The sequence below is a fragment of the Streptomyces genisteinicus genome (genome assembly GCF_014489615.1).
GTDB classification, from domain to species: domain Bacteria; phylum Actinomycetota; class Actinomycetes; order Streptomycetales; family Streptomycetaceae; genus Streptomyces; species Streptomyces genisteinicus.
In genome coordinates this window covers 6,304,056-6,327,549 of the sequence record NZ_CP060825.1, presented here as the reverse complement: position 1 = coordinate 6,327,549, position 23,494 = coordinate 6,304,056, and the positions used below count along the sequence as shown (strand labels likewise).

Below are 23,494 nucleotides of genomic sequence, written 5' to 3'. Positions count from 1 at the left end.
CCCGCGGCCGTGCGCGCGGGAGGAACCACGGGGAACCGCCCGTGCCCACCCGCCCGGTCCCCTACGCTGCGTGCCGTGACGACTGCCGACCGCGCCGCCTGGTTCGCCTCCCTCCCCCGCGTCCAGGCGGGCGCCGCCGTCCTGCTCCGCGACGGCGCCGGGAGGGTGCTCCTCGTCGAACCCAACTACCGGCCGGGCTGGGCACTGCCCGGCGGGACCGTCGAGCCGGAACGGGGCGAGACCCCGCGGCAGGCGGCGCGCCGGGAGGCCCGGGAGGAGATCGGTCTGGACGTCGAGCCCGGACGCCTGCTGGCCGTCGACTGGGTCCCGCACGTGGACCGGCCCCCCGTCGTGGGATACGTGTACGACGGGGGTGTGCTCGGCGAGGAACGCCTCGGGAGGATCAGGATCCAGGAGGCGGAGCTGCTGTCCTGGCGCCTGGTGGAGCGCGGGGACCTGCCCCGGCACCTGCCCGGCGAACTCGGCGACCGGGTGCTGTCGGCCCTCGCCGCGCTCGACGCCGGCACGGGCGCGGTCGAGCTGGAGAACGGCCTGCCGCCGCGCTGACGGCCCGGCGCCGGGGCGCCGGAAACCCGTTGGCCCGGCCCGCGGCCCGCTGCATAGGCTCCGGCCATGACTCTCGTCGCGATCCTCAGCGGCGCCGGTGTGTCCACGGACTCCGGCATCCCCGACTACCGCGGCCCCCAGGGGCTGTGGCGGCAGGACCCCGAGGCCGAGAAGCTCGTCACCTACGACTTCTACATGGCCGACCCGGACATCCGGCGCCGCTCGTGGCTCATGCGCCGCGACGCCGCCGCCCTGCACGCCGAGCCCAACGCCGCGCACCGGGCGGTCGCCGCCCTCGACCGGCGGCCGGGCGTCGCCGTCCGCGTCCTGACCCAGAACGTCGACGGGCTGCACCAGCTCGGGGGCATGCCGGAGCGCAAGGTGCTCGAACTGCACGGGACCGCCCGGGCGGTGACCTGCACGCGCTGCCATGCGCGCTCCTCCATGGAGGAGGCGCTGGCCCGCGTCGAGGAGGGCGAGGACGACCCGGCGTGCCGGGTGTGCGGCGGAATCCTCAAGTCGGCGACGGTGATGTTCGGCGAGCGTCTCGACCCGCAGGTGCTGGGCGGGGCGATGGCCGTCGCCAAGGGCTGCGAGGTGTTCGTGGCCGTCGGCACCACGCTCCAGGTGCAGCCGGCGGCGTCGCTGGCCGGAATGGCGGTCGACCACGGCGCCCGGCTGATCGTGGTCAACGCCGAGCCGACACCGTACGACGAACTCGCCGACGAGGTGGTGCGGGAGCCGATCGGCACCTCGCTGCCGGCCCTGCTGGAGCGGCTGGCCAAGGAGGCCGGGGCGGCGTAGCCCGCGCGCGGCGGGCACTCCCGCGATCCGTCAGAAGAGGGTCTCCTCGGGCACGTCGCCCTCGAAGGCGAGCAGACGCTGCTTGCGGCCGAGGCCGCCGCCGTATCCGACGAGCGATCCGGAGGCCCCGATCACCCGGTGGCACGGCACGATGATGCCGACGGGGTTCTTGCCGTTGGCGAGGCCGACGGCGCGCGAGGCGTTCGGGTTGCCGAGCAGCGCGGCGAGCTCCCCGTAGGTGCGCGTCTCGCCGTACGGGATGCGGCGCAGCTGCTCCCAGACCCGCAGCTGGAACGGGGTTCCGGCGAGGCGCATCGGCAGGTCGAACGCGGTCAGCTCACGTGCGAAGTACGCGTCCAGCTGACGGACCGCCTCGGCGAACGGGGACGCGTCCGGTTCGCCGAAGGTCTCCTCGGCGGGGCGGTGGCGCTGGCCCTCCATGTAGAGGCCGCTGAGGACCCCGCCGGTGGCGACCAGGGTGAGCGGCCCGTAGGGGCTGTCCACGACGGTGTGCTGCCGCGCGGTGTCCCCCGCGGCCGCCCCGGCCCTCGTCGGCTTCGCCGTCGCGGCGTTCCCCTTCCCGGCGTTCGCCTTCCTGGCGTTCGGCTTCCTGGCGTTCGGCTTCCTGGCGCTCGGCTCCGCCTTCGCCGCGTTCACGTTCATCTCGCTCGCGTTCGTCGCGTTCACCGCCTTCGTCGCCGGCCTCTTCGTCGCCGGCTCCGCCTTCGTCACGGGGACGGTGGGGGCGGGTGCTGTGCTCTCGGGTGCGGTCGTCATCGGTGCCGTCCTCACGTGTGCTCCGGTCCGGTGCGGTGCCCGGCCCGGCGGTCGGCGTCGCGGGCCGGGTCGGCCGCGACGGCGCCGCCGGGCTCAGGCGGGCAGATGGTTGATCGGGTGGTCGTCGGTGGCCCACAGGTACTGGACGGCGTACGCCCGCCAGGGCCGCCAGGCCGCCGCGTGCGCGGTGAGCGCGCCGGGGGTGGCCGGCAGGTCCAGGGCGGCCGCCGCACGCCGGATGCCGAGGTCGGTGGGGAGGAAGGCGTCCGGGTCGCCCAGGGCGCGCATCGCGATCACCTCGACCGTCCAGGGCCCGAAGCCGGGCATGGCGCCGAGTTGCGCGCGGGCCCGGTCCCAGTCGCTTCCCGGGTCCAGGGCGAGCCCGCCGCCGGCCAGCGCGCCGACCAGCCCGGTGAGGGTGGCCCGGCGGCTGCGCGGCAGCGCCAGCGTCTCCGGGTCGAGGCCCGCGAGCGCCTCGGAGGTCGGGAAGAGGTGGGTGAGACCGCCCTCGGGGTCCTCCACCGGCACTCCGTGCGCGCTCACCAGCCGGGCGGCGTGAGTGCGGGCGGCGGCGGTGGAGACCTGCTGGCCCAGCACGGCGCGGACCGCGAACTCGGCGGCGTCGACGGTACGGGGGACGCGGCGGCCGGGCGCCTTGCCGACCGTCGGGGCGAGACCGGGGTCCGCGCGCAGCCGGTCGTCGACGGCCTCCGGGTCGGCGTCGAGGTCGAGCAGCCACCGGCAGCGGCTGATGGCGATCGTGAGGTCGCGCAGGTCGGTCAGCGAGAGCCGGCACGCGATGTGGTCCGCCCGCGGGGCGAGGGCGGCGATGCCGTGCCCGTACGGGAGCGCGAGGGTGCGCCGGTAGGCGCCGTCGCGCCACTCCTCGACGCCGGGGACACCGGTCGCCGCGAGGTGCCCGAAGAGGTTGCCCGGTTCGAGCGGGGCCCGGTACGGGAGCCGGAGCGAGATCGACCCGGGAACGGGCGGGGATGCCGGGCGCGCGCCGCTCGCACGGGCGCGCAGCTCGCCCGGGGCGAGGGCGAACACCTCGCGGACGGTCTCGTTGAAGGTGCGCACGGACGAGAAGCCCGCCGCGAAGGCGACGTCGGCCATGGGCAGCGGCGTGGTCTCGATCAGGAGGCGTGCCGTCTGCGCCCGCTGGGCGCGTGCGAGGGCGAGCGGGCCCGCGCCGAGCTCGGCGAGCAGCTGCCGTTCGACCTGGCGGGTCGAGTAGCCGAGACGGGACGCGAGTCCCGGCACGCCCTCGCGGTCGACGACCCCGTCGCCGATGAGGCGCATCGCGCGGGCGACGAGGTCCGCGCGGACGTTCCAGGCAGGCGATCCGGGGCTGCTGTCGGGGCGGCAGCGCTTGCAGGCCCGGAAGCCCGCCTGCTGGCAGGCGGCGGCGCTCGGGTAGAAGGTCATGTTCTCGGCACGCGGCGGCACGGCGGGGCAGCTCGGACGGCAGTAGATCCGGGTGGTGAGCACAGCGGTGAAGAACCATCCGTCGAAGCGGGCGTCCTTGGAGCGGACGGCCCGCACGCAGCGCTCGGTGTCGGTGTGCATGGGTCAAGCATGGGCCACGCGAGGTGACCGCCGCTGGCGGGAATCCGACATGAACGTGCCCCGGCCTGCGAGGGGCCCTGCCGCCATCGTCCGAGGACAAGCCGACGGGGGTACGCGGCGGGCGGCACCGGAGCGCCGGGTCCGGGGCGCGCGGGCGGGGCGGCCGCGTGCGTGTCCGACCCGCCTGGGGCGGCCGGGGCCCGCAGCGCTCGCAGCCGACGGGGACTCCGCCCAGCCGGGAGACCAGGTGCCCGGGAAGCCGGAAAAGCCGGGGGCCGCGCCCTTCGACCCCGCCACCCCGTCCCGGGGGACAGCCGCCCACCCGGACACCACCCCCGCCGCGCACAGGCGGCCTCCGGCCGGTCAGCCGAGGTGTGCGGCGAAGGCCGCGTACGCCTCCTCGTCGAAGAGGACGAACCTCGCCTCGGCGACGGACGTGTCGGCGGCGCGCACCGTGTCGATCGCGATGCGCGCGGCGTCGTCCAAGGGCCAGCCGTAGACGCCCGCCGACACCGCGGGGAAGGCGACGGTGCGGGCGCCGAGGCCGTCCGCGACGCGCAGCGACTCGCGGTAGCAGGAGGCGAGCAGTGCCGAGCGGTCCTCCTCGCGGGTGAACACGGGGCCCACGGTGTGGATGACGTGGTCCGCGTGCAGCCGGCCGGCCGGTGTGGCGACGGCCTGTCCGGTCGGGAGCCCCTTGCCCAGGTGCGCGGCGCGCAGCGCGCGGCAGGCTTCGAGGATCTCCGGGCCGCCGCGGCGGTGGATGGCCCCGTCGACTCCACCGCCGCCCAGCAGCGAGGAGTTGGCAGCGTTGACGATCGCGTCGGCCTGCTGATCGGTGATGTCGCCGCGGACGAGGACGATATGAGGTGTGCCCATGGGCCCATGATGCCCGCCTGCCCGCCGGACACGCGGCAGTCGGACCGGCGCACGGGCGGACGGGCGGACAGGAGGACGGGCCGGCGGAGAACCGGCGGCGGCAGCGGGCGCGACCGGCCCGGCGGCGTGCGGACCGCCCGGGGCGGCCGCTGTCCGGCGCTCCCGGCCGCCGGCCCCGTCAGCCGGTGCGCAGGGCGCGCCAGACCGCCTTCGCCGCGTGGTGGCCGGACATGCCGTGGACGCCGGGGCCGGGCGGGGTCGCCGAGGAGCAGATGAAGACGGACGGGTGGGCCGTCGCATAGGGCACCCGGGCGAGGCGCGGCCGGATCACGGTCTGGAGCCCGGTGAAGGCGCCGCAGGCGATGTCGCCGGCGACGTAGTTGGCGTTCCGCGCGGCCAGTCGGGGCGGTCCGGCAATGGAGCGCGCGAGGACCAGGTCACGGAATCCGGGCGCGAACCGCTCGATCTGACGCTCGACGGCGTCGGTGGCGTCGCCCTCCCAGCCGGCCGGCACGTGCCCGTACGCCCACAGGACGTGCTTGCCCTCGGGTGCCCTGCCCGGGTCGACGATACTGGGCTGGGCCGTGATCAGGAACGGGACGTCCGGTTCGCGGCCCTCGGTGGCCGCGCGCAGCGCCGCGTCGATCTCGCCGGCGGTCGGGCCGATGTGCACGGTGCCCGCCGTGCGCGCCTGGGGGGACGTCCAGGGGACCGGCCCCGACAGCGCGTAGTCGATTTTGAAGGCGGCGGCGCCGTAGCGGTAGCGCCAGTAGGCGTTGCCGAGTCCGGCGATCCGGGCGAGCGCGGTGGGCGAGGTGTCGAAGACGTAGGCGCGGGCGGGCGGGAGTTCGTCCAGGCGCTTGACCTCGGTGCCGGTGTGGATGGTCCCGCCCTGTTCGCGCAGGTAGGAGGCGAGGGCGTCGGAGATCGCCTGGGAGCCGCCACGCGGCACGGGCCAGCCGACCTCGTGGGCGGCGAGGGCGAACATGAGGGCGATTCCGCCGGTCGCGACGGAGTCGGTGGGCGCGATGGCGTGGGCGGCGAGCCCGGCGAGCAGCGCCCGGCCCTTCTCCCCCTCGAAACGGCGGGCCAGCCAGGACACGGGCCGGATCGCGTCCAGGCCGAAGCGGGCGAAGCGCAGCGGGTCGCGGGGCAGGCCGTCCCAGGGGGTGCGCAGGAAGTCCTGCGCGATGGTGTCCCAGCGGCCCAGGTAGGGCGCGAGCAGCCGGCGGTAGGCGCCGGCGTCGGCGGCGCCCAGCGACAGGGCGGTCTCGGCGACGGACCTGCTGAGGACGGCGGCCGTGCCGTCCGGGAAGGGGTGCGCGAGGGGCAGTTCGGGGTGCAGCCAGGTGAGACCGTGCCGCTCCAGGGGCATCCGCGCGAACGCGGGCGATCCGACGCCGAGCGGGTGGACGGCGGAGCACGGGTCGTGGCGGAAGCCGGGGAGGGTCAGTTCCTCCGTACGGGCACCGCCGCCCACGGTGTCCAGCGCTTCGAACACGGCGACCGAGAAGCCGCGGCGGGCCAGTTCGGCCGCGGCCGTCAGCCCGTTGGGTCCCGCTCCCACGACGACGGCATCGAGCATCGACGGCACCTTCGGACTCCTTCGTCAGCCGACGGCCATGAGCACACAGGATATTCGGCGGCGCCGACGGCGCGGGGGCGGGTACCGTCCGCGGCGATGGACGAGACGATCGAGACGATGGCCCGCCGGTTGACGGCGGTGCGAGGGGTGCGGGCGGTCGCGCTCGGCGAGAGCCGGGCGCGCGGGACCCACCGGCCCGACTCCGACTGGGACCTGGGCGTGTACTACCGCGGCGGCGTGGACACGGACGCGCTGGCCCGGCTCGCCTCCGGGTTCACCGGCGGACGCGTCGAGGTGGCCGGGCCGGGCGGGTGGGGGCCGTGGGTGGACGGCGGGGCCTGGCTGACGGTGGACGGGGTCGCCGTGGACTGGATCCTGCGTGACCTGGACCGCGTCCGCCGGGTCTGGTCCGACTGCCGCGAGGGGCGGTACGAGGTGGGGGTGCAGCCCGGTCACCCGCTGGGCTTCTGGTCCCCCGCCTACCCGGGCGAGGCCGCGCTGTGCCGTGTGCTCGCGGACACCGGCGGGGAGTTGGCCGCCCTGCGGGAGGAGACCCGGCACTATCCGGAGCCGCTGCGGGACGCGCTGGTCGCGGCGGGGTGGGAGGCGGAGTTCTCGGTCGCGGCGGCACGCAAGTCGGTGGGGGCGGGCGACACGCTGCACGTGTCGCTGTGCCTGTCGCGGGCGTTCGGGGTGCTGGCCCAGTCGCTGCACGCCCAGAACCGGGTGTGGTGCGTGAACGAGAAGGGCGCGCTCGCGGCGGCGGCCGCACTGCCCGGCGCGCCGCCGGACCTGACGGTCCGTGTGGCGGACATCCTGACGGCGCTGGACGCCCCCGCGGTGGACGCCGCCCGGGACCTGGTCCGCGAGACCCGGGCCCTCCCGTCCTGACGACGGCGGGTGCCGCGGGCGCGGGCGGCCCTCAAGCCGGTGGCCGGGTGGCGGCCCTGCCCGACCGCGGGCGCGGGCGGCCCGGCCCCGGTGTGCGCGACCGCCGGTGCCGGACGGCGGCGGGCTGCCGCCACCGCCCGACACGGTCACCGGTACCGGTGTCCGCGCGGGCGGTGACGGTACCGGTCAGGAGGGCGCGCCCAGAAGGGCGAGAAGGCGGCGGGCCGTCGCCTCGTCGCGGGCCGCCGTGAACGGCAGCGTGTTGTCCACGGAGACGTCGAACGGCTTGCCGGCGACGGTCCGCTGGCAGCCGCCCGCCTCGGTGACGAGCAGCAGCCCGGCCGCGTGGTCCCACGCGTAGTCCCAGCTGAACACCGTCGCGTCCAGTTCGCCCCGGGCCACCCGGAGGTACTCCAGACCGGCCGAGCCGCACGGCTTCGCGTGGACCTCGGGGACGTCGAGGCCGAGCAGCAGCCGCTTCTCCTCGGGCGACGAGAAGTCCGGGTTGGACATGGCCACCCGCACCACGTCGCCGGGCACGGGCGCACCGGCGCGCAGCGGCCGCCCGTCGAGCAGGGCGCCGCCGCCCCGGACGGCGAAGGCGAGCTCGTCCGGCACCGGTGCGTACGTCCACGAGGCGAGGAGCTCGCCCCGGTGGGCGAGGGCGACCAGGGTGCAGAAGCCGGGGTCGCCCTCGACGAACTGGCGGGTGCCGTCGACCGGGTCGACGATCCAGACCGGGGCGTCCCCGCGCAGGGCTCCGTAGACCGCGGGGTCGGCGTGCACCGACTCCTCGCCGACCACCACCGAGCCCGGCAGCAGGGCGGTCAGGGAGCCGGTCAGGTGCTCCTCCGCCAGCCGGTCGGCGGCGGTGACGAGGTCGTGGGGCCCTCGCTTGTGGTCGATCTCGTCGTCGGCCAGCCGGCGGAACCGGGGCGTGATCTCGGTGGCGACCGCCTTGCGTATCGCCTCCTCGACGTCGGACAGGTCACCGGTGAGGAAGTCATCGATCATGGCTCCAGCCAATCACGTGCGGCCGACATCCCGGGAGGCGGTCAGCGCCCCACCGCGTAACCCTGCATTCCCCTGGGGTTCGCCGCGGCCGACAGGACCCGGGTGCGGGGGTCGCGGGCGACCGCGCACAGCCGCCCCTCCGTCCAGGCGCCGCCGACGGTGACGTCGTGGCCCCGCCGACGGAGGTCGGCGATGGTCTCCGGGGGCGTGCGGGACTCGACGGTGAGGCTGCCCGGGCGCATACCGCGCGGGTGGAAGGAGCCGGGGAAGGACTCGTTGTGCCAGTTCGGGGCGTCGACGGCGCCCTGGAGGTCCCAGCCGCCGCGGACGTGGGGCAGCTGCTCCAGGGCGAGCAGGAAGTGCAGCTGCCACTGGTCCTGCTGGTCGCCTCCGGGGGTGCCGAAGGCGAGCACCGGCTCTCCGTCGCGGAGCGCGATCGAGGGGGTGAGGGTGGTGCGGGGGCGGCGGCCCGGTGTGAGGGTGTTCGGGAGGCCGGGCTCCAGCCAGGTCATCTGGAGCCGGGTGCCCAGCGGGAAGCCCAGCTCGGGGACGACCGGGTTGGACTGGAGCCAGCCGCCGCTCGGGGTGGCGGCGACCATGTTGCCCCAGCGGTCGACGACGTCGACGTGGCACGTGTCCCCCCGGGTCGCGCCGTCGCGCGAGACGGTGGGCTCGCCCGCGCCGGGGACGCCGGGGGCGTCGGCGAGCACGGTGTACGCGTGGGGGCTGATCCGGGGCGTCCGGCCGCCGGGGGCGCCGGGGCGCAGCTCGTAGGAGGCCTTCTCGCCGATCAGGGCACGCCGGGCGGCGTTGTAGGGCTCCGACAGCAGTTCGCCGAGCGGCACCGGGGCGGCGTCCCCGTACCAGGCCTCGCGGTCGGCCATCGCCAGCTTGCAGCCCTCGACGAGGAGATGGACGTACTCGCCCGTGCCGTGGGCCGGGAGTTCGGGAGGCAGGAGGGCCAGCTGCTGGAGCAGGACCGGTCCCTGGCTCCAGGGGCCCGCCTTGCAGACCGTCCAGCCGCGCCACTCGTGGGCGACGGGTTCCTCGTAGGAGGCGGACCAGTTCGCCAGGTCCTCGGCGGTGAGGGTGCCGGTGTGGTGCGTGCCGCTGGTGTCCAGGGTGGGGCGGGCGGCCTGGCGGACGAGGGCGTCGGCGACGAACCCGGTCCGCCACACTTCGCGCGCCGCGTCGATCCGGCCCTCCCGGTCCGGTGCCGCCGCCTCCGCCTCGGCGACGAGGCGGCGCCAGGTGGCGGCGAGCGCGGGGTTGCGGAACCGTTCGCCGGGCCGCGGCGGCCGGCCGCCGGGCAGGTAGACGTCGGCGGACGTGGTCCACTCCGTCTCGAAGAGCCGGCGGACGCTCTCCACGGTCTCGCCGACCCGCTCGACCGGGGCGTGGCCGTGCTCGGCGTAGCCGATCGCGTAGCTCAGCACGTCGGCGAGGGGCATGGTGCCCCAGTCGCGCAGCAGCAGCATCCAGGCGTCGAACGCGCCGGGGACGGCGGCGGCCAGCGGGCCGGTGCCGGGCACCACGTCGAGCCCGAGCCCGCGGTAGTGCCCGGGTGTCGCGCCCGCGGGCGCGACACCCTGCCCGCACAGCACCCGGACCTCGCCGCCGGCGGGCGCGAGGATCACCGGCACCTCGCCCGCGGGGCCGCAGAGATGGGGTTCGACGACGTGCAGCACGAATCCGGCGGCGACGGCCGCGTCGTAGGCGTTGCCGCCGCGCTCCAGGACGGCCATGGCGGACTGGGAGGCGAGCCAGTGCGTGGACGACACCATGCCGAAGGTGCCCTGGAGGGTGGGACGGGTGGTGAACATACGGCTCTCACCTCGCTGTTGACGCGGGTCGGACGGTCTCATCCGCACTCAGGACCGGGCCCGGGAGAATCGGGAGTTCGGACCGGAACTCCCCTCCGCCGGCTCCCCGGCAGGCTATCGATCGCCCTGCGCCCCTTCTTCCCCGCCTCCGGCACGACGTGCGCGTAGTGATCGAGCGTGATGGTCGGCGATGTCCGCCCCGGCCACGTGGCGAGGGCGGCGGCCGTTTCTCCTGCATCCGGCCCGAGGAATGCGTACGTGTGCCTCGGCACAGGGAACCCGTCCTGCCGCCGACGCCTTGCAGGCGAGCCGCGTGCGCTCGCCTGCAAGGCGGGGGCGACTGGTCAGGGGCGGGCGGCGAGAGCCTCGACCTCGAACAGCACGTCAGGCGTGGCCAGGCTCGCGACCCCGATGAGGGTCTGCGCCGGCGGCTTCGTGCCCCAGCGCTCCTGCACGGCCCCGGCGATCGACCCCAGCTTGCCCATGTCGTGGTTCACCACGTACGTCCTGAGCTGGACGACGTGACGGTCGTCGAGCCCATGGGCGGCGAGAGCGGTGCCGATGTTGCGGAACGTCTGCTTCACCTGCTCGCCGAAGTCGGCCGAGACGACCGCGCCGTCCGGGCCCGATCCGTACTGACCTGCGATGACCACCAGTTCCGTACCTGCGGGCACGGTGGCGGTGTGGCTGTAGCCGAACGGGACCGGGTCGTGCAGGCCGTCCGGATTGACGATGTCATGAGCCATGGGTGTCACCTCTTGTGTGCGATGGGGCTCTGTCACACCGGTCAACCCTGTCAACAAAACACGACATCATGTGTCACGTATGTCCCTAGGATCTCCGCATGCGCGCCGACCGTCTGGTGTCACTGGTCCTGCTGCTGCGGCAGCACGGCCGACTGCCCGCGTCCGCGCTGGCCCGCGAGCTGGAGGTGTCCACTCGCACCGTGCTGCGCGACATCGAGGCCCTGTCCGCCGCAGGCGTCCCGGTCTACGCCGAGCGCGGTCGGCACGGCGGCTTCGCCCTGCTGCCCGGGTTCCGGACCGAGCTCACGGGGCTGAACCACGACGAGGCGCTCGCCCTGCTGGTCGCCGGTTCGAGGCGCGGCGTGCAGATGTTCGGCCTCGGTTCGGCGCTCGCCTCGGCGATGCTCAAGGTGGTCGACGCGCTTCCTGAGACCTACCGGGACACTGCGGCCGGCGCGGCTCAGCGACTGCTCATCGAGCCGGAGACCGACCTCCTCTCGCGCCGGCTGGTTGCCGAGGAGGTGCCCGATGCCGTCATGGCCGAGGTCCTGCGTGCGGTGTTCGCCGGGCACAGGCTGCGCATCCACTACGCGGCCGTCGGCCAGAGCGCGAAGTGGCGCACAGTGGACCCGATCGGCCTGGTCACCGTGCGCGACCAGGGCTACCTGCTGGCCACGCGGTCCGGCGCGGACCGCACCTACCGGTTGTCCCGCGTTCTGGCTGCCGAGGAACTCGCCGAGCCGGCGCAGCGGCCGGACCGGGTCGATCTGGACCGGGCCTGGCAGGAACGGAGCACACGGTTCCGGACCGGCGGGGACCAGGTCGCCGTCCTGGTACGGGTGGACCCGGCGCGGCGGGAGGACCTTGCGGGCACTGCGCTGGCCGTCCTCGCCGAGGAAGCCGACACGGACGACCGGCTGCGGTTGGAGGTGACCTTCCAGGATCGACGGCATGCCGAATGGGCGCTGTGGCAGCTCGATACGAGTGCGGAGGTCCTTGCCCCGCAGTGGTTGCGCAACGCCCTGCACGACCGTGCGGCCGTGATCGCCTCCCGCTACGGAGCGTCGTCGTGAGAGGGGTCCGGCGCCAGTCCGGGTGACCGAGACCGAGGGTGTGTGGGCAGCCGGCCCGCCTCGCGAGCGGCCGGGCGTGTGATCGTCCGGCTCGGCCGCCGGCCTGTCCGGACGAGTCCGGACAGGCCGGCGGCCCCCTGCCTCCTCCCGCTCCCCCGGAAGGCTGCCGATGGCCCCGCGGCCCTACATCCCCGCCTCCGGAGTGACGTGCCGGGCGTCGGAAGCGGCATCGGAGGCGCCGGCGTCGGCGTCGTCGCGCCGCATCAGCTCCGCGAGCTTGAACGCCTCCTCCATGAGCGTCTCGACGATCTTCGACTCGGGGACGGTCCTGACGACCTCGCCCTTGACGAAGATCTGCCCCTTGCCGTTGCCGGAGGCGACGCCGAGGTCCGCCTCCCTGGCCTCCCCGGGGCCGTTCACCACGCACCCCATGACGGCCACCCGCAGCGGGACGTCCATGCCCTCCAGACCCGCCGTGACCTCTTCGGCCAGCTTGTACACGTCGACCTGGGCGCGGCCGCAGGACGGGCAGGAGACGATCTCCAGGCCGCGCTGCCTGAGGTTCAGGGACTCCAGGATCTGGATGCCGACCTTGACCTCCTCGGCGGGCGGCGCGGAGAGGGAGACGCGGATGGTGTCGCCGATGCCCTCGGCGAGCAGCGCGCCGAAGGCGACGGCCGACTTGACGGTGCCCTGGAACGCGGGGCCGGCCTCGGTGACGCCGAGGTGCAGCGGGTAGTCGCACCGGGCCGCGAGCTGCCGGTACGCCTCGACCATGACGACGGGGTCGTTGTGCTTGACCGAGATCTTGATGTCCCGGAAGCCGTGCTCCTCGAAGAGGGACGCCTCCCACAGCGCCGACTCGACCAGGGCCTCCGGCGTCGCCCTGCCGTACTTCTTCAGCAGGCGCCCGTCGAGCGAGCCCGCGTTGACGCCGATGCGGATCGGGGTGCCGTGGTCCGTGGCGGCCCGGGCGATCTCCTTGACCTTGTCGTCGAACTGCTTGATGTTGCCCGGGTTGACGCGCACGGCCGCGCAGCCGGCCTCGATGGCGGCGAAGACGTACTTGGGCTGGAAGTGGATGTCGGCGACGACCGGGATCCGCGACTTGCGGGCGATGGTCGCGAGGGCGTCGGCGTCGTCCTGGGTGGGGCAGGCGACGCGGACGATCTGGCAGCCGGAGGCGGTGAGTTCGGCGATCTGCTGGAGAGTCGCGCCGATGTCGGACGTACGGGTCGTGGTCATGGACTGGACCGAGACCGGGGCGTCTCCGCCCACGGGGACGGTCCCCACGTGGATCTGACGGCTGGTACGTCGTCGGGCCAGCCTCGGCGGCACCGTCGGCACTCCGAGAGCGACAGGCATGGCAGTTCCCCAAGATGGTCGGCCGGTCCGGGCGGACCGGAGGTGGCTGATGGCTGTGTGCCGTTGAGCGCTGTGGACGTACTGAGGACGAGTGGGCACGTACGGGGCACGTGCGTGAGGGCGTACGGAGGACGGGCGTACGGAGGACGGGCGCCCGGCGGGTGCGGGCGTGCCTGGTGGGCGGCCGTGTCACGGGCGGTCGGCGGGGTGGTCGCCGTGCGGCTGGTCGCCGACCGCCCGTCGGGGTGCCCGGTGTCAGCCGACGGCGGCGGTGGCGGTGGCCCCCTGCCGGTCCCGCCGCCCGGAGGGCAGGGCCTCCAGCAGCGCACGGGTGAGATGGCGGGGGGTGAGGCCGGCGGCCTCCAGGACGTCGGCCCGTGAGCCGTGGTCGAGGAAGCGCTGCGGGATCCCGAAGACGCGCACCGGCAGGCCGGGCGCGGCGTCGCCGAGTGCCTGGGCGACACGCGCCCCGGCGCCGCCGACCCGGCCGCTGTCCTCGACCGTGGCGACCAGCTGGTGGTCGAGGGCGAGCGTGGTCAGACCGGCCGGCACCGGCTGGATCCAGCGGGGGTCCACGACGGTGACGCCGACGCCCTGCCCGGCCAGCTGTCCGGCGACGTCGAGGCAGGTGGCGGCCATGGCACCGACGGAGACCAGCAGGATGTCGGGACGCTCGCCGCGGTGCAGGACGTCCAGCCCGGCGCAGACGTCCACCGCCGGGATGTCCGCCCGGCTGGGGCCCTTGGGGAAGCGCAGGGCGGTGGGGCCGTCGTCGCAGGCCACGGCCTCCCGCAGGGCGCGGCGCAGGGTGGCCGCGTCGCGTGGGGCGGCCAGCCGCAGGCCGGGCACCAGGTTGAGCAGCGACAGGTCCCACATGCCGTTGTGCGAGGGGCCGTCGTCGCCGGTCACGCCCGCCCGGTCCAGGACGAACGTCACCGGGGCGCGGTGCAGGGCCACATCCATCAGGAGCTGGTCGAAGGCCCGGTTGAGGAAGGTGGCGTACAGGGCGACGACCGGGTGCGCCCCGCCGAGGGCGAGTCCGGCGGCGGCGGTCACGGCGTGCTGTTCGGCGATGCCGACGTCGATGACGCGCTCGGGGTGGCGGCGGGCGAACTCGCTCAGCCCGGTCGGGTCGAGCATGGCCGCGGTGACGGCGACCACGTCCGGCCGGTCGGCGGCGAGATCGGCCAGTTCGCTGCCGAACACGGACGTCCAGCTGGGTGCGCCCCCCGGTTTCCGGGCGGAGGCGGCGCGCACGGCGTGGAAGCGGTCCGTGTCGTCCTGTTCGGCGGGGAGGTGGCCGCGGCCCTTCTCGGTGACGCAGTGCACCACCACGGGCTTGCGCAGGGCCGCGGCCGTGCGCAGCGCGGTCTCCACGGCCTCGATGTCATGGCCGTCCACCGGGCCGACGTAGGCGAGCCCCAGGTTCTCGAAGAGGCTGTCCCGGCCGCCGCCGTCGCGCAGCTCGGCGAGGTGTGCGGCGACGGCGCCCGCGGTGGGCGCGTAGGAGCGGCCGTTGTCGTTGAGGACCACGACGACGGGGCGTTCCGGAGCGGCCGCGATGTTGTTGAGGGCTTCCCAGGCCATGCCCCCGGTGAGCGCGCCGTCGCCGAGCACGGCGACCACGGCGCGGTCGCTCCGTCCGAGCAGGGCGTTGGCGCGGGCGACGCCGTCCGCCCAGGACAGGGAGGTCGAGGCGTGGGAGTTCTCGATGACGTCGTGCTCGGACTCGGCGCGGCAGGGGTAGCCCGACATGCCGCCGGTGCGCCGGAGCGTGCCGAGGGCCCCGGCGCGGCCGGTGAGCATCTTGTGGACGTAGGCCTGGTGGCCGGTGTCCCACAGGATTCTGTCGCGGGGGGATGCGAAGACACGGTGCAGGGCGATGGACAGTTCGACGACGCCGAGGTTGGGCCCGAGGTGGCCGCCGTTGGCGGTGCAGGTGTCCACCAGCAGCCGCCGGATCTGCGGCGCCAGTGCGCGGGCGGCCTGCGGGGACAGGGCGCGCAGGTCCTCCGGTCCCCGGATGTCCTCCAGGCGTGGCATGGCGCAACTCTCCTTCTCCGGTGCCGGATTCATCGCGCTCCATCGGGTGCGGTCGAGATCTCGCCGGCCAGCGGTGTCCGCGGGACGCGGCCGGTGACCGGGTCGGCCAGCCGGCCGGGCATGGAGAAGACGACGTCCTCGGCGATGCCCCGCTGGAGCTCGACCTGTGCGAAGCCGAGTTCGGCGAGCCGGGTGACGAGCCCGTCGACGAGATTCTCCGGGGCGCTGGCCCCGGCGCTGATCCCGACCGACGACACGTCCGTCAGCCAGGCCACGTCGAGGTGCTGTGCGTCGGGCACCAGATGGGCGGCGGCGCCGTGGTCACGGGCCACCTCGACCATCCGCAGCGAGTTGCTGGAGTTGTACGAGCCGACGACGAGGACCAGGTCGTTGTCGCGTGCGAGGTCCTTGACGGCGTTCTGCCGGTTCTGGCTGGCGTAGCAGATGTCGTCGCCGGGGGTGATCAGGTCGGTGAAGCGGGCACGCAGGGCCTCGACGACGCGCTCGGTCTCGTCGAACGAGAGGGTGGTCTGGGTGAGGACGGCGACCGGTGTGTCGTCGGGCAGGCCCAGACGCCGTACGTCGTCCTCGGTCGCGATGACGACGATCCGGTCGGGAGCCTCGCCGAGGACGCCCTCGACCTCCTCGTGGCCCTGGTGCCCGACGAGGAGGACGGTGCGGCCGTCACGGGCGAAGCGCACCGCCTCCTGGTGGACCTTGGAGACCAGCGGGCAGGTGGCGTCGATGACGTCGAGCTGCCGGCCGGCGGCGGCGGAGCGCACGTCCGGGGAGACCCCGTGCGCGGAGAACACGCAGACCGCGCCCTGCGGGACCTCCTCCTCGCTGTCGACGAAGACCGCGCCCCGCTTTCGCAGCTCCGAGACGATGTGGTGGTTGTGCACGATCTCCTTGCGCACGTACACCGGTGCACCGTGCAGGTCCAGTGCCCGCTCGACGATGCCGATGGCGCGCCGTACGCCCGCGCAGAAGCCGCGCGGCTGGGCAAGGACCACGTTCCCTCCGCTCACGCCGCGTCACCCCCGGCCGGTGCGGGGACGGCGGAGGTCACGGGACGCGGGGTGCGCGCGTCCAGCCTCAGGCGCAGTCGGCGCGGGTGGTAGACGGTGGCCAGCGGGACCGGGCGGATGTCCATGCCGGGCTCGCAGGTGACCCGCCAGCGGCCGAGGATGGTGGCGAGGCCCAGGGTGGCCTCGGTGCGTGCGTAGAGGTCGCCGATGCACTTGCGCGCACCGGTGCCGAACGGCACGAAGGCGTGGCGGGAGGCGGGCGCGATGCGGTCCGGGAGCCAGCGGTCGGGGTCGAACGTCCCGGGGTTCTCGAAGGCGTCCTCGTACTGGGCGACCGCGGCGGGGCTGAAGACGACGGTGGAGCCGGTGGGCAGCTCCCGGCCCGCCACTTCGGTCGGGGCGGTGGTGAGGCGCGTGAACAGCCAGGCCGGCGGGTGCAGTCGCAGCGCCTCGGAGATGATCCGGTCGGCCAGCGAGAGGTTCGGCAGGTCGTCCCACTGCGGGGCGCGGCCCTCCAGGACGGTGTCGATCTCGTCGTAGAGCGCGGCCTCGATCTCCGGGTGCTGGGAGAGGAGGTAGAAGACCCAGGTGAGGGTGCCGGCGACGGTCTCGGTGCCGGCCGCCATGACGGTGATGACCTGGTCGTGGATCTCCTGGTCGCCGAGCCGGCCGCCGTCGTCGTCGCGCGAGGCGATCAGGGCGGCGAGCAGGTCGTCGCGCTCGGTGCCGGCGCTGCGGTAGTCGTCGATGAGCTGCTGGGTGGTCTCGTGCAGGAAGGCCAGGTTGCTCTTGTAGCGGCGCTGGGAGGGCAGGGGGAGCCGGCGGATCGAGGCCGGCAGGAACATCTGCCGGAACAGGCCGTTGAGCACGACATCGAAGGAACGTTCCACCTTGGCCGTCAGCTCGGGGCTGACGGGCATGGAGTACAGGGTGCGGCCGACCGTGCGCAGCGCCATGCCGTACATCTCCTGGAAGGCGTCCACGACCATGCCGTCCTGCCAGCGCGACGCCGTCTCCTCGATCTCGGCGTGCATGGCGGCGGCGTACCGCTTGAGCTGGCCGCGGGTGAACGCCGACTGCATCAGCCGGCGCTGGCGGCGGTGGTCCGCGAACGGGCAGGTGACCAGGCCGTTGCCGGCGATGTCACGGGCGCGGTCGTAGAAGACGCCGCCCTTGTCGAACACGCGGTCGTTGGTCAGGACGTGCCGCAGCAGTTCGGGATGGGTCGGGACCCAGGCCGTGGTGGGGCCGATCCTGATCTCGACCAGGTCGCCGTGGGCCGACAGGGAGGTCATGAAGTTCACGGGGTGGCGCATCATCTGCAGGGCGTGTCCCACGACGGGGAGCGCGCCGGGCGCCGCTCCCACCGAGAAGGTCGTCTGCTCGGTCATTCGGTTCTCAACTTCCCATCTCTGCTCGTCTGTTGGCAGCCGGGCCGGGCGGGTCGGCCGGCAACTGTGCCGCCGCGGCGGCCGTGCACCGGCGGGTGGTGCCGGTCGGCGGTGCCTGGTGCCGTACCGCGGTGCGTGGTGCCGCACGGCGGTGCCTGGTGCCGTACGGCGGTGCCTGGTGCCGTACGGCGGTGCCTGGTGCCGTTCGGCGGTGCGGCTAGCGGGCGGTGCTGCCGAGCTCCTCCAGATAGCCCTGGGCGCCGGCGGCGACCGCGAACTCGGCGTCGTAGCGGCCCGAGGAGCGGTGCCAGTCGTAGGAACCGCGGATCACGGTGCGCACGGCGTCGTCGCGGTAGTGCTCCAGGGCCTCGCGCTCGGCCTCTTCCAGCCGGTAGATGTCGGCGACCCGCGGCAGGCACGTCTCCAGCAGGAGGTACTGCTCCAGGCGGGCCCGTACCTCGCCCTGGATGTGGGAGACGCTGCGGTCCTCGGCCCAGCCGTGTTCCCGGCGCAGGATCATGACCATGTTGTTCTGCTCGCCGCGGGCCTCCTCCTTCTCCAGCGAGGCGATGTCGTTGAGCAGCAGATTGACGTCGGCTGCTATCTGGAGCATCGCGGAGACCACGGCGCTGTCGAAGACCCGGTGCGGCACCTCGAAGCGGCCCGCGCGCTCGGCGAGGTCGACCGTCGGCTGCACCCCGATGGTCTGCCGGCGCACGGCCAGGTACTGGGCGGCACATTCGTACGGCCGGTCCCGGAAGCGGCTCTCCGCCTCGTCGACGTAGCCGTCGAAGTAGCCGCGCCAGTGCCGGGCGCTGCGCGCGCACCAGGCGGGCGTCATGCCCTCGCAGGTGCGCCCCCAGATGTCGGCGAAGCCGTGGGCGATGGGCGGCGCGGTGTCGGGGAGGGGGCCGTCCAGCGCCGCCGCGACCGCGTCGGTGAGCGCTCGGGTCTCCTCCGGGTTCTCGCCGCGCGGCCCGTCGAAGAGGTCGTCGAAGAGGAAGAACCAGGACATCAGGTCGACGCCCAGGTCCAGGTCGGCGCCCGTGGCGTGGGGGTAGAAGCGGGAGGCCAGGTCGGCGTAGCCGCCGCGCAGGTGGCGCTCGGCGGCCGCCTCGGACTTGATCAGCCCGAGCGAGCGCGGCCAGACGAGCTGCTCGGCGTCGGCGCGGGCGTGGTCCGGGCTCTGCCGGCCCGGCAGGGGTATGTGGAAGTCGACGTCCTGGGGCATGGGGGAATCCTTGGGAGTGGGGTGGCGGGGAAGCGGCGGGGACGGGGGTGCGCTGACGGGGTGCTGCGCGTGTCGGGGGTCGGAAGCCCGGAGAGGGCGTACGGGTAGGGGGCCGGCCCGGTATCAGACCTCGCGGTCGACGACGAACCGCCCGAGCGCGAGGAGTTCGTCGCGCGCGCCGGCGTCCAGCTCGACACCGCGCAGCGCCTCCTCGGCCAGCGCCATCCGGCGGGCGGCCTCGGCCAGCGCCCAGTCCCGGCCGCCGGCGTCCTCGATCAGCGCGGCCACTCGCCGCAGTTCCTCCTCGCCCGGCTCGCCGGGGGTGGTGAGCCAGGCGGCGAGCTCGTCACCGAGCGGACCGTCCTGGTTCAGTACGTGGGCGACCGGCAGGGACTTCTTGCGGGACCGCAGATCGGAGTGGACGGGCTTGCCGGTGGCGGCCGGATCGCCCCAGATGCCGAGGACGTCGTCGACGAGCTGGAAGGCGAGGCCGACCTGGTCGCCGTAGAGCGCCAGCGCGTCCACCGTCGTCTCCGGCGCACCGGCGAGGACGGCGCCGATCGCGGCGCTCGCCGACAGCAGCGCGCCGGTCTTGCCGGCGGCCATGTCGACGCACTCCTCGACCGTGACGTGCGAGCGCTGTTCGAAGGACAGGTCCTGGACCTGGCCGCGGATCAGATGCCGGGTGGCGCGTGTCAGCAGCCGGGCGGCGGGCGCCGCCGTGGGCAGCCCGGTGTCCAGCAGCACCTCCTGGGCGAGCGCCAGCATCGCGTCACCGGTCAGGATGGCGCTGGAGGGGCCCCACAGCTTCCACACCGTGCGCCGGTGGCGGCGCTCCTCGTCGCCGTCCATCAGATCGTCGTGCACCAGCGAGAAGTTGTGCACGAGTTCCACGGCGACGGCGCCGGGCAGGGCGACCTCCGGCGGTGCGCCGACCGCCTCGGCCGACAGCAGCGCGAGTGCCGGCCTCACGGCCTTCCCGGCGTCGGCGCTGGTGGGTGCGCCACCGGCGGTGATCCAGCCGAAGTGGTAGGCCGCCTGGTGACGTGAACGGTGGTCGAGCCGCTCGACGGCGGCACGCAGCGCCGGGGTGATCGTGACCCGGCTGTGGCTGAGGGAGGCGGGGGCGGTGGTCATGCGGCGGCCTCCGCGCGCCACGGGGCGGTCGGGTCGTCGAAGATGCTGACGACCTGGCGCATGACGCGCCGTTCGGCCGGGTCGAAGGCCTGCTTGGCGTGCACGGTGCCGAGCTGGTCCCACATGACGATGTCCCCGGGCTGCCAGGTGTGCGCGTAGGTGTACTGGGGCTTGCCCGCGTGCGTCAGCAGCCCGTCGAGCAGCCTGCGGCTGTCGCCGGGGGCGAGGTCCACGATCCGCCGGGTGTTCAGGGTGCTGACGTACACCGACCGGCGCCCGGTGCGCGGATTGCGGGCGATGAGGGGGTGGACGGTGGACGTGCCGTCCTCGGGCCGGCTCCGCGCGGTGTCCTCGCCGAGGGACACCTCGCCCTGGAGCTCCTCCTCGATGGTCTCCTCGTAGCCGGTGCGCAGGGCGTGACGGACCCGGTAGGTGTGCAGGGCCCGGCGCTCCTCGGGCGACAGCGACTCGTACAGGGCGTACATGTCGGTGAAGAGGGTCTCCCCGCCGCCGGAGGACGGAACCTCCAGTGCCTCCAGGAAGCCGACCTGGGACACCCGGGGGCGGAAGGAGTAGTCGGTGTGCCAGTCCATCCACCCGGCGTCGCCGACGCCGATCCTGCGGCCGTCCTCCTCCAGGTGGGAGACGATCAGGATCTCGTTGTGGTCGGGGTGTGCGCCGCTGGTCAGACCGGTCTTCGGGATGTGCCCGAAGCGGCGGCCGAAGGCTAGGAACTCCGCGTCGGAGGGGGTCTCGTGGCCGCGGAGGACGAGGACGAGATGCGCGTCGAGCGCTGCCCAGAGCTCCTCGGACCGGGTCTTGTCCATGTCACCGCTGACGGGCGCGCCGTGCACGACGGCGCCGAGCGCGGCACCGGGTATCGGCGTTACGTCCATGGGCGTTGCCGCCTTTCGCAGAGGGGTGGGGGTGGTCAGTGCAGTTCGAGACCGGCCAGGTCGCCCGCCTCGCGCCAGCGCCTGAGGATGTTCACGAACTCCACCGAGCCGCCGCCGTAGCTGGAGTTGAGCAGGGGAAGTCCGCTCGGGTTGCCCTCGTTGTTGTAGAGGCCGGGCGTGCAGTTCTCCAGGAAGTCGAGGCCGCCCGCGGCGAGCCGGAGGATCTCCGCGACCCATTCCTTCTCGCCGGCCTCGGAGGCCTCCACGACCCGGTGGCCGCGCTCCTCGACGGACTTGACGACGTACGCGAGGTGCCGGGTCTGCTCGCCCAGCATGTAGGCGATGTTGACGTGCCGGCCGGCCTGGACCTTGGACAGGATGAAGCAGTTGGGGAAGCCGTTCACCTGGAGTCCGTGCAGGGTGTGCGCCCCGTCCGCCCACTTCTGAGACAGCCTCACGCCGTCGCGGCCGACGATGTCGTAGCCGGCGCGGTCGGTGTACGGGACGGCGAACTCGTGCTCGTAGCCGGTGGCGAAGATCAGGCAGTCGACCGGGTACTCCCGGCCGTTCGCGACCACCCCGGCCGGGGTGAGCCGCTCCACGCCCTGCCCCTGGGTGTCGACCAGGGTCACGTTGGGCCGGTTGAAGGTCTGGAGGTAGCCGTCGTGGAAGCAGGGCCGCTTGCAGTACACGCGGTAGTACGGCTTGAGTGCGGCGGCGGTCGCGGGGTCGGTGACAACGCTGTCGATGCGGGCGCGCAGTTCCTCCATCTTGAGGAAGTCGGCCCGCTCGGCCGCGAGTGCCCGCTCCTTCGGATCGCCGCCGTCGTCGCCGGTGGGCAGGATCGCGGCGGCCAGCTTGGCCGTGGTCTGGGTCCAGCGGTCCTGGACCAGGTCCTCGTCCTGCGGGACACCGGAGGTCAGCGCGTGGAAGTTCTCCATCCGGCGCTGCTGCCAGCCCTCTTCGAGGCCGGCCGCCCAGTCGGACGGGGTGGGCCGGTTCCCGCGGACGTCGACCGCGGCCGGGGTGCGCTGGAAGAGGACGAGCCGCTCGGCCCACTCGGCGAGGTGCGGGGCGAGCTGGATGGTCGTGGAGCCGGTGCCGATGACGCCGACCGTCTTGTCCTTCAGCCCGGTCAGGCCGCCGGTGCTGTCGCCGCCGGTGTAGTCGAAGTCCCAGCGGCTGGTGTGGAAGGAGTGCCCGGCGAACGTCTCCAGGCCCGGCAGCCCGGGGAGTTTGGGGCGGTGCATCAGACCGATCGACATGGCCACGTACCGGGCCCGGATCAGATCGCCGCGGTCGGTGCTCACCAGCCAGTTCCCGGCGGCCTCGTCCCAGCGCAGTTCGGTGACGGCGGTCTGGAACAGGGCGTCGCGGTAGAGGTCGTACCGGTGGGCGATCTTCTGGAGGTGGGCGAAGATCTCGGGCCCGGTGGAGTACTTCTCGGTGGGTATCGTGCCGATCTCCTCGAGCAGCGGCATGTAGATGTAGCTCTCGACGTCGCAGCGGACGCCCGGGAAGCGGTTCCAGTACCAGGTGCCGCCGACGTCGCCCGCCTCGTCGATCAGCCGGATGCGCTCCAGGCCGGTCTCCTTGCGCAGATGCGCGCCGGTCAGCAGGCCGCCGATGCCGGCGCCGACCACGGCGACGTCCACCTCGTCGGTGAGCGGCTCGCGCTCCTGGCGTTCGGTGTAGGGGTCGCGCGCGAAGCGGCTGAAGTCACCGCGCGCGAACTGGTAGGTGCGGCCGGCGCTGCGCTTGTCGCGTTCCTGCCGGTACTTCTCCCGCACCGTGTCCAGGTCGATGGTCAGGCTTTCCTCGCCACGGTCGTCGCTTTCGGTTCGGGCCACAGCTCCTCCTCGGGGGAAGGGGGCGGAAGGGAGACATGACGCCACACGTCGTCGAACTGGTCGCGCAGCCGCAGCGGGGCGTCGGAGTTGCTGAAGAGATAGAAGCGGTCGGAACCGAGGGCCTCCCACACGATGGAGGCGACCTCCTCGGCGCTCACCGAGGTGTCACCGCCCGCTCCGCGCGGGGCCGTCAGGCCCCGGACCATGGGGGTGTCGACCCGGCCGGGGCACAGCACCGACACCTTGACCCCGGTGCCCCGCAGATCGGCGCGCAGACTGCGGGCGACCGCGAGGTCGGCGTGCTTGGAGGCGGCGTAGGCGGCACTGCCCGCGCCGACGGCGAAGGCGGACATCGAGGCGGTGTGGATCAGATGGGCGGGCCGGCCGCGCTCCAGCAGCCGCGGGACGAAGGCGCGGGCCACCAGGACGTGCGCCCAGTGGTTCACCTCGAAGACCTGCCGCATCCGCTCCAGCGGCACCTCCCACAGCGGCTGTCCGACGGGGCCGAGGACTCCGGCGTTGTTGCACACCACGTCGATGTCGCCGAGCAGGTCGTACGCGGTGTCCGCCAGTGCTTCGACGGCGTCCGGGTCGGTCAGGTCGGCGGTCACGGCGGTGACCCGGCCGCCGTGCGCGGTGAGTTCGGCCGCGCGGCGGTGCAGCGCGTCGCCGTCGACGTCCGCCATGACCACGGCGGCGCCGGCCCGCGCGAAGCGGGCGCTGAGGGCGAGGCCTATGCCGCTGGCCGCGCCGGTCACCACGGCCGCCCTTGTCTGCAAGTGCACTTGGCTGTCTCCGCTTCTGTGCGCGGGTACGCCGCGGGAC

General features: G+C 74.0%; 20 protein-coding genes. 4 read left to right on the top strand and 16 right to left on the bottom strand.

The genetic code is table 11. The features are described 5' to 3' along the window. Positions 1-75: 75 nt before the first annotated feature. Positions 76-567: an NUDIX domain-containing protein gene (locus tag IAG43_RS27230; protein WP_187743320.1), complete on the top strand. Its 492-nt coding sequence runs from the start codon at positions 76-78 to the stop codon at positions 565-567. Positions 568-633: 66 nt separating this feature from the next. Beyond that, positions 634-1,371, top strand: a complete 738-nt coding sequence (locus tag IAG43_RS27225) for an SIR2 family NAD-dependent protein deacylase (protein ID WP_187743319.1) — start codon at positions 634-636, stop codon at positions 1,369-1,371. 30 nt (positions 1,372-1,401) lie between these two features. Here IAG43_RS27225 and IAG43_RS27220 read toward each other — a convergent pair whose 3' ends face one another. The 4 genes from IAG43_RS27220 to IAG43_RS27205 form a co-directional block, all read right to left on the bottom strand. Next, complete coding sequence (locus tag IAG43_RS27220) at positions 1,402-1,875, bottom strand: methylated-DNA--[protein]-cysteine S-methyltransferase (RefSeq protein ID WP_246574794.1); 474 nt, start codon at positions 1,873-1,875, stop codon at positions 1,402-1,404. A 366-nt stretch (positions 1,876-2,241) separates the two neighbouring features. Next, on the bottom strand, positions 2,242-3,717 hold the full coding sequence (locus IAG43_RS27215; protein WP_187743318.1) for an AlkA N-terminal domain-containing protein: 1,476 nt from the start codon (positions 3,715-3,717) through the stop codon (positions 2,242-2,244). A 363-nt stretch (positions 3,718-4,080) separates the two neighbouring features. Next, a complete protein-coding gene (locus tag IAG43_RS27210) occupies positions 4,081-4,596 on the bottom strand; it encodes an O-acetyl-ADP-ribose deacetylase (protein WP_187743317.1) in 516 nt (171 codons plus the stop codon). A gap of 178 nt (positions 4,597-4,774) precedes the next feature. Then, positions 4,775-6,190 (bottom strand): phytoene desaturase family protein, encoded by a 1,416-nt coding sequence (locus IAG43_RS27205; RefSeq protein WP_187743316.1) that lies wholly within the window; start codon positions 6,188-6,190, stop codon positions 4,775-4,777. Between the two features lie 87 nt (positions 6,191-6,277). Between IAG43_RS27205 and IAG43_RS27200 the strand changes: the two genes are divergently transcribed. Further along, a complete protein-coding gene (locus IAG43_RS27200) occupies positions 6,278-7,072 on the top strand; it encodes a DUF4037 domain-containing protein (RefSeq protein WP_187743315.1) in 795 nt (264 codons plus the stop codon). 186 nt (positions 7,073-7,258) lie between these two features. Here the strand turns inward: IAG43_RS27200 and IAG43_RS27195 are convergent, their stop codons facing one another. The 3 genes from IAG43_RS27195 to IAG43_RS27185 form a co-directional block, all read right to left on the bottom strand. Then, entirely contained in the window at positions 7,259-8,086 is an 828-nt protein-coding gene (locus IAG43_RS27195) for an inositol monophosphatase family protein (protein WP_187743314.1), read from the bottom strand. 41 nt (positions 8,087-8,127) lie between these two features. Continuing rightward, positions 8,128-9,909 carry a gamma-glutamyltransferase family protein gene (locus IAG43_RS27190; protein ID WP_187743313.1) on the bottom strand — a complete coding sequence of 594 codons (1,782 nt, stop codon included), beginning with the start codon at positions 9,907-9,909 and terminating at the stop codon, positions 8,128-8,130. A 344-nt stretch (positions 9,910-10,253) separates the two neighbouring features. After that, complete coding sequence (locus tag IAG43_RS27185) at positions 10,254-10,655, bottom strand: RidA family protein (protein WP_187743312.1); 402 nt, start codon at positions 10,653-10,655, stop codon at positions 10,254-10,256. 98 nt (positions 10,656-10,753) lie between these two features. Between IAG43_RS27185 and IAG43_RS27180 the strand changes: the two genes are divergently transcribed. Next, positions 10,754-11,728, top strand: coding sequence for a helix-turn-helix transcriptional regulator (locus IAG43_RS27180; protein ID WP_187743311.1), 975 nt, complete (start codon positions 10,754-10,756; stop codon positions 11,726-11,728). 183 nt (positions 11,729-11,911) lie between these two features. Here the strand turns inward: IAG43_RS27180 and ispG are convergent, their stop codons facing one another. The 9 genes from ispG to ptlF form a co-directional block, all read right to left on the bottom strand. Next, positions 11,912-13,093, bottom strand: a complete 1,182-nt coding sequence (gene ispG / locus IAG43_RS27175) for a flavodoxin-dependent (E)-4-hydroxy-3-methylbut-2-enyl-diphosphate synthase (RefSeq protein WP_246574580.1) — start codon at positions 13,091-13,093, stop codon at positions 11,912-11,914. A 255-nt stretch (positions 13,094-13,348) separates the two neighbouring features. Beyond that, positions 13,349-15,136, bottom strand: coding sequence for a 1-deoxy-D-xylulose-5-phosphate synthase (locus IAG43_RS27170; protein WP_187743310.1), 1,788 nt, complete (start codon positions 15,134-15,136; stop codon positions 13,349-13,351). 29 nt (positions 15,137-15,165) lie between these two features. Then, on the bottom strand, positions 15,166-16,164 hold the full coding sequence (gene ispH, locus IAG43_RS27165; protein WP_187743309.1) for a 4-hydroxy-3-methylbut-2-enyl diphosphate reductase: 999 nt from the start codon (positions 16,162-16,164) through the stop codon (positions 15,166-15,168). Beyond that, positions 16,161-17,555 carry a pentalenene oxygenase gene (ptlI, locus tag IAG43_RS27160; protein WP_187743308.1) on the bottom strand — a complete coding sequence of 465 codons (1,395 nt, stop codon included), beginning with the start codon at positions 17,553-17,555 and terminating at the stop codon, positions 16,161-16,163. Before ptlI ends, ispH begins: the two co-directional genes overlap by 4 nt. A 217-nt stretch (positions 17,556-17,772) precedes the next feature. After that, positions 17,773-18,786, bottom strand: a complete 1,014-nt coding sequence (gene ptlA / locus IAG43_RS27155) for a pentalenene synthase (protein ID WP_187743307.1) — start codon at positions 18,784-18,786, stop codon at positions 17,773-17,775. Between the two features lie 123 nt (positions 18,787-18,909). Further along, the gene (locus IAG43_RS27150; RefSeq protein ID WP_187743306.1) at positions 18,910-19,923 is read right to left on the bottom strand and encodes a polyprenyl synthetase family protein; all 1,014 of its coding nucleotides are present in this window, start codon (positions 19,921-19,923) and stop codon (positions 18,910-18,912) included. Beyond that, positions 19,920-20,819, bottom strand: coding sequence for a neopentalenolactone/pentalenolactone F synthase (ptlD, locus tag IAG43_RS27145; protein ID WP_187743305.1), 900 nt, complete (start codon positions 20,817-20,819; stop codon positions 19,920-19,922). The genes IAG43_RS27150 and ptlD overlap by 4 nt, the downstream gene beginning before the upstream one ends. Positions 20,820-20,854: 35 nt before the next feature. After that, on the bottom strand, positions 20,855-22,669 hold the full coding sequence (gene ptlE, locus IAG43_RS27140; protein ID WP_246574579.1) for a neopentalenolactone/pentalenolactone D synthase: 1,815 nt from the start codon (positions 22,667-22,669) through the stop codon (positions 20,855-20,857). Further along, the gene (ptlF, locus tag IAG43_RS27135; RefSeq protein WP_187743304.1) at positions 22,627-23,454 is read right to left on the bottom strand and encodes a 1-deoxy-11-beta-hydroxypentalenate dehydrogenase; all 828 of its coding nucleotides are present in this window, start codon (positions 23,452-23,454) and stop codon (positions 22,627-22,629) included. Before ptlF ends, ptlE begins: the two co-directional genes overlap by 43 nt. Between the last annotated feature and the right edge of the window lie 40 nt (positions 23,455-23,494).